The organism is Streptomyces phyllanthi, assembly GCF_009377205.1.
GTDB classification, from domain to species: domain Bacteria; phylum Actinomycetota; class Actinomycetes; order Streptomycetales; family Streptomycetaceae; genus Streptomyces; species Streptomyces phyllanthi.
Window position 1 is genome coordinate 1 of record NZ_VJZE01000520.1, and the last position, 6,025, is coordinate 6,025.

The window sequence follows — 6,025 nt, forward strand, 5'->3', positions numbered from 1 at the left end:
CTCCACCCCCAGACCGGCCCCACACCCACGGACGAACCCGTCCACGGACGAACCCTCCGGAGCAGCCGAACAGCTCAGCGCGGACACCCCGCTCAGCCCTCCCAGGCCCCCGGCGGTGCCGGCAGCCCCGTGGTCGGTGCCGCTGCCGCGATGCGGCGGAGTATGTCGGGGCGGAGGATCAGGAGCGTACGGCGGCCCGTGGCGACCGCCTCCTTGCCGCGGAGTTCCCGCAGCAGGCGTTGGACCATCTCGCGCGACGCCCCCACCGAGCCCGCCAGCTCCTGCTTGCTCAGGGGGACGGAGAGTTCGATGCCCTCCCTGGTGCGGCGGCCGTGGGTGCGGGCCAGGTCCAGGAGGAGGACGGCGAAACGCTCGCGTACGCTCATCGACGCGAACTCCAGCCGGCGCCGGTCGGCCGCGCGGGTGCGGTCCGCGGTGAGGCCCAGGAGGGCGAAGGAGACGGCGGGGGACCGGCTGAGGAAGTCCTTGAAGCGCTCGTGCTCCACGGCCACCGCCCGTACCGGCTCCAGCGCGGTCACCGTCGCCGACCGCGGCCGCCCCGTCAGCACCGCCGACTCGCCGACGATGTCACCGGGGCCGCGCAGAGCGAGCAGCGCCTCGTAGCCGTTGGCAGCCGAGGCGGTGACCTTGGTCCAGCCGGCCACCAGAAAGAGGACGTGCGACGAGGGCTCGTGCTGGTGCAGCAGCGTCACCCGCGGTGCGAAGTCCAGCTCCCGGCCGAGCCCCAGCAGCCCCAGCCGGTCCTCGCTCTCCAACCGCGCCAGGAACGGCACCCGGTCGTCCAGCCCGCCGTCGTCCGGCGAGGGAGCCCCCGTACCAGATCTCACGCTCAACCCCCATCCCTTTCTCGTGACGGACGGATGAACGTACTGAACGCACAAGTCCGCCGGGCCGAGAAGAACGCAATCCGGCCACGTATGGATGAAGGGGCCCGGCGGGCCCGCCCGCTGTGTGACCGCCCGTGTGCGCGTGGGTACACACACGCGGCGACCGGTGGTGAGCTCCCGGGACAACCGGGACGAAAGGGCAGGTGGGGAGATGAGAAGTCCGGCGTGTGGTGGCCCACTCCATTTGTTTTGACCGAAGTCCTTGCGCTAGGTACGCTCAGACCTTGTGCCTGGGGTGTGCCCTGGCTCCCGTGCGTGCCTTCGACCGCAAGGGGAACCGTCAGCGGGCCACCGAAATCTGCGCCCTTTCTGCCTCGCGGTGGGAATCTGCGGGATTCGACACACCCGACCGCGTGGGTCGGCGACGTTCCAGGTTAGCTTCACCTATCGGCACACAGAAACCGGAGAAGTAGTGCCTACGATCCAGCAGCTGGTCCGCAAGGGCCGGCAGGACAAGGTCGAGAAGAACAAGACGCCCGCACTGGACGGTTCGCCCCAGCGCCGCGGCGTCTGCACGCGTGTGTTCACGACCACCCCGAAGAAGCCGAACTCGGCCCTGCGTAAGGTCGCGCGTGTGCGTCTGACCAGCGGGATCGAGGTCACCGCTTACATTCCGGGTGAGGGACACAACCTGCAGGAGCACTCCATCGTGCTCGTGCGCGGTGGCCGTGTGAAGGACCTGCCGGGTGTTCGCTACAAGATCATCCGCGGCTCGCTCGACACCCAGGGTGTCAAGAACCGCAAGCAGGCCCGCAGCCGCTACGGCGCCAAGAAGGAGAAGTAAGAATGCCTCGTAAGGGCCCCGCCCCGAAGCGCCCGGTCATCATCGACCCGGTCTACGGTTCTCCTTTGGTGACCTCCCTCATCAACAAGGTGCTGCTGAACGGCAAGCGTTCCACCGCCGAGCGCATCGTCTACGGCGCCATGGAGGGTCTGCGTGAGAAGACGGGCAACGACCCGATCATCACGCTGAAGCGCGCGCTGGAGAACATCAAGCCGACCCTCGAGGTCAAGTCCCGCCGCGTCGGTGGTGCGACGTACCAGGTCCCGATCGAGGTCAAGCCCGGTCGTGCCAACACGCTCGCCCTGCGCTGGCTGGTCGGTTACTCCCGCGCCCGTCGCGAGAAGACCATGACCGAGCGTCTGCTCAACGAGCTTCTCGACGCCTCCAACGGCCTCGGTGCCGCTGTGAAGAAGCGCGAGGACACCCACAAGATGGCCGAGTCCAACAAGGCCTTCGCGCACTACCGCTGGTAGTCGCTACCCACATCGAGACCGAGAGAAGACCGAAGCCTTATGGCTACCACTTCACTTGACCTGGCCAGGGTCCGCAACATCGGGATCATGGCCCACATCGACGCGGGCAAGACGACCACCACCGAGCGGATCCTGTTCTACACCGGCGTTTCGTACAAGATCGGTGAGGTCCACGACGGCGCCGCCACCATGGACTGGATGGAGCAGGAGCAGGAGCGTGGCATCACGATCACGTCTGCTGCCACCACCTGTCACTGGCCGCTCGAGGACAACGACTACACCATCAACATCATCGACACCCCGGGTCACGTCGACTTCACCGTCGAGGTGGAGCGCTCCCTGCGCGTGCTCGACGGTGCCGTGACGGTGTTCGACGGCGTCGCCGGTGTCGAGCCCCAGTCCGAGACGGTGTGGCGTCAGGCCGACCGCTACGGCGTCCCGCGTATCTGCTTCGTCAACAAGCTGGACCGTACCGGCGCCGAGTTCCACCGCTGCGTGGACATGATCTCGGACCGCCTGGGCGCCCAGCCGCTCGTCATGCAGCTGCCGATCGGTGCCGAGGCCGACTTCAAGGGCGTTGTGGACCTGGTCCGCATGAAGGCGCTCGTGTGGTCCGCCGAGGCGGCCAAGGGCGAGATGTACGACGTCGTCGACATCCCGGCCACGCACGCCGAGGCCGCCGAGGAGTGGCGCGGCAAGCTGCTCGAGGCCGTCGCGGAGAACGACGAAGAGATCATGGAGCTGTACCTGGAGGGCGAGGAGCCCACCGAGGAGCAGCTGTACGCCGCGATCCGTCGCATCACCATCGCCTCCGGCAAGTCCACCGACACCACGGTCACCCCGGTGTTCTGCGGCACCGCGTTCAAGAACAAGGGCGTCCAGCCCCTGCTCGACGCGGTCGTGCGCTACCTGCCGACGCCGCTCGACGTCGAGGCCATCGAGGGCCACGACGTGAAGGACCCCGAGGTCGTCGTCAAGCGCAAGCCGTCCGACGACGAGCCGCTGTCCGCGCTGGCGTTCAAGATCATGAGCGACCCGCACCTCGGCAAGCTCACCTTCGTCCGGATCTACTCCGGTCGCCTGGAGTCCGGCACCGCCGTGCTGAACTCCGTCAAGGGCAAGAAGGAGCGCATCGGCAAGATCTACCGCATGCACGCGAACAAGCGTGAGGAGATCGACTCGGTGGGCGCCGGCGACATCGTCGCCGTCATGGGCCTGAAGCAGACCACCACCGGTGAGACGCTGAGCGACGACAAGAACCCGGTCATCCTGGAGTCCATGGACTTCCCGGCCCCGGTGATCCAGGTCGCGATCGAGCCCAAGTCCAAGGGCGACCAGGAGAAGCTGGGTGTCGCCATCCAGCGTCTCGCGGAGGAGGACCCCTCCTTCCAGGTCCACTCGGACGAGGAGACGGGCCAGACCATCATCGGTGGTATGGGCGAGCTGCACCTCGAGGTGCTGGTCGACCGTATGCGCCGTGAGTTCAAGGTCGAGGCCAACGTCGGCAAGCCGCAGGTCGCCTACCGCGAGACGATCCGCAAGGCCGTCGAGCGCGTCGACTACACGCACAAGAAGCAGACTGGTGGTACCGGCCAGTTCGCCAAGGTGCAGATCGCGATCGAGCCGATCGAGGGCGGCGACGCCTCGTACGAGTTCGTGAACAAGGTGACCGGTGGCCGTATCCCGAAGGAGTACATCCCTTCGGTGGACGCCGGTGCGCAGGAGGCCATGCAGTTCGGCATCCTCGCGGGCTACGAGATGACGGGTGTCCGCGTGACGCTCATCGACGGTGGCTACCACGAGGTCGACTCCTCCGAGCTGGCGTTCAAGATCGCCGGTTCGCAGGCCTTCAAGGAGGCCGCGCGCAAGGCCAGCCCCGTGCTGCTCGAGCCGATGATGGCCGTCGAGGTCACCACGCCCGAGGACTACATGGGCGAGGTCATCGGCGACATCAACTCCCGCCGTGGCCAGATCCAGGCCATGGAGGAGCGCGCCGGTGCCCGCATCGTGAAGGGTCTCGTGCCCCTCTCGGAGATGTTCGGCTACGTCGGCGACCTCCGCAGCAAGACGTCGGGTCGCGCGAGCTACTCGATGCAGTTCGACTCCTACGCCGAGGTTCCGCGGAACGTCGCCGAGGAGATCATCGCGAAGGCCAAGGGCGAGTAACGTACCCCGTTCACACGCCGTAGGCTTGACTCCGGAGCCTCGTGGGGCATTCCACCGCAAAACGTGGTCCGTCAAGGACTGACGACCGCGGTGCGAATGCCCCGGGGATCCGGGTTTTGACAGCAAAGATCACCTGGCGCCGATGAAGTAAGGCGTACAGAACCACTCCACAGGAGGACCCCAGTGGCGAAGGCGAAGTTCGAGCGGACTAAGCCGCACGTCAACATCGGCACCATCGGTCACATCGACCACGGTAAGACGACCCTCACGGCCGCCATTACCAAGGTGCTGCACGACGCGTACCCGGAGCTGAACGAGGCCACCCCGTTCGACAACATCGACAAGGCTCCTGAGGAGCGCCAGCGCGGTATCACCATCTCCATCGCGCACGTCGAGTACCAGACCGAGGCGCGTCACTACGCCCACGTCGACTGCCCGGGTCACGCGGACTACATCAAGAACATGATCACCGGTGCCGCGCAGATGGACGGCGCGATCCTCGTGGTCGCCGCCACCGACGGCCCGATGCCGCAGACCAAGGAGCACGTGCTCCTGGCCCGCCAGGTCGGCGTTCCGTACATCGTCGTCGCCCTGAACAAGGCCGACATGGTGGACGACGAGGAGATCCTGGAGCTCGTCGAGCTCGAGGTCCGTGAGCTCCTCTCCGAGTACGAGTTCCCGGGCGACGACTGCCCCGTCGTCAAGGTCTCCGCTCTGAAGGCGCTCGAGGGCGACAAGGAGTGGACGCAGTCCGTCCTGGACCTCATGAACGCCGTCGACACCGCGATCCCGGAGCCGGAGCGCGACGTCGACAAGCCGTTCCTGATGCCGATCGAGGACGTCTTCACGATCACCGGTCGCGGTACGGTCGTCACCGGCCGTATCGAGCGTGGCATCCTCAAGGTCAACGAGACCGTCGACATCATCGGCATCAAGACCGAGAAGACCACCACCACGGTCACCGGTATCGAGATGTTCCGCAAGCTGCTCGACGAGGGCCAGGCCGGTGAGAACGTCGGTCTGCTGCTCCGCGGCATCAAGCGCGAGGACGTCGAGCGCGGCCAGGTCATCATCAAGCCGGGTTCGGTCACGCCGCACACCGACTTCGAGGCCCAGGCCTACATCCTGTCCAAGGACGAGGGTGGCCGCCACACGCCGTTCTTCAACAACTACCGTCCGCAGTTCTACTTCCGTACGACGGACGTGACCGGCGTGGTGACCCTCCCCGAGGGCACCGAGATGGTGATGCCGGGTGACAACACCGAGATGAAGGTGGAGCTCATCCAGCCCATCGCCATGGAGGAGGGCCTGAAGTTCGCCATCCGTGAGGGTGGTCGGACCGTGGGCGCCGGCCAGGTCACCAAGATCAACAAGTAAGTCCTCTTGCTTGAAGGTCGATTGACCTGAGAAGGCCCGTACGACTTCGGTCGTGCGGGCCTTCTCGCGTTCTCGGGCAGCTGTTACGAAACTATTCGACGCCGACGACCCGTTCCCCCCGCGCGTCACTCCCTTCACCATTTGTCATGCCGCTGAGCAAATTCGAAGCCGCATCGCATTCCGGTCGAGGGGTGAGGCATGTCTGGACGCGTCAGCCGCAGAACGGTGCTTGGAGCGGGAGCCGGGCTGGTGGCCCTGCCCGCGTTATCCGGCGTCGCGTGGGCCGAGGAGGCCGAGGGGATCGCGGGGGTCGGGGG

Annotated in this window: 5 protein-coding genes; 4 read left to right on the forward strand and 1 reads right to left on the reverse strand. The window is 66.4% G+C overall.

Annotated elements, in window-relative coordinates; all coding sequences use genetic code 11:
* Positions 1-92: 92 nt before the first annotated feature.
* Complete coding sequence (locus FNH04_RS39785; protein WP_322725215.1) at positions 93-848, reverse strand: Crp/Fnr family transcriptional regulator; 756 nt, start codon at positions 846-848, stop codon at positions 93-95.
* Between the two features lie 472 nt (positions 849-1,320).
* On the opposite strand from FNH04_RS39785, the gene rpsL reads away from it, so the two are divergent.
* The 4 genes from rpsL to tuf all read left to right on the forward strand — a co-directional run bounded on the left by rpsL (position 1,321) and on the right by tuf (position 5,708).
* Positions 1,321-1,692, forward strand: coding sequence for a 30S ribosomal protein S12 (rpsL, locus tag FNH04_RS39790; protein ID WP_007823146.1), 372 nt, complete (start codon positions 1,321-1,323; stop codon positions 1,690-1,692).
* 2 nt (positions 1,693-1,694) lie between these two features.
* Positions 1,695-2,165 carry a 30S ribosomal protein S7 gene (gene rpsG, locus FNH04_RS39795; RefSeq protein ID WP_003992340.1) on the forward strand — a complete coding sequence of 157 codons (471 nt, stop codon included), beginning with the start codon at positions 1,695-1,697 and terminating at the stop codon, positions 2,163-2,165.
* A 39-nt stretch (positions 2,166-2,204) separates the two neighbouring features.
* Positions 2,205-4,331: an elongation factor G gene (gene fusA, locus FNH04_RS39800; RefSeq protein WP_152790973.1), complete on the forward strand. Its 2,127-nt coding sequence runs from the start codon at positions 2,205-2,207 to the stop codon at positions 4,329-4,331.
* A 183-nt stretch (positions 4,332-4,514) separates the two neighbouring features.
* Positions 4,515-5,708 (forward strand): elongation factor Tu, encoded by a 1,194-nt coding sequence (gene tuf, locus FNH04_RS39805; protein WP_322725219.1) that lies wholly within the window; start codon positions 4,515-4,517, stop codon positions 5,706-5,708.
* Positions 5,709-6,025: the final 317 nt, after the last annotated feature.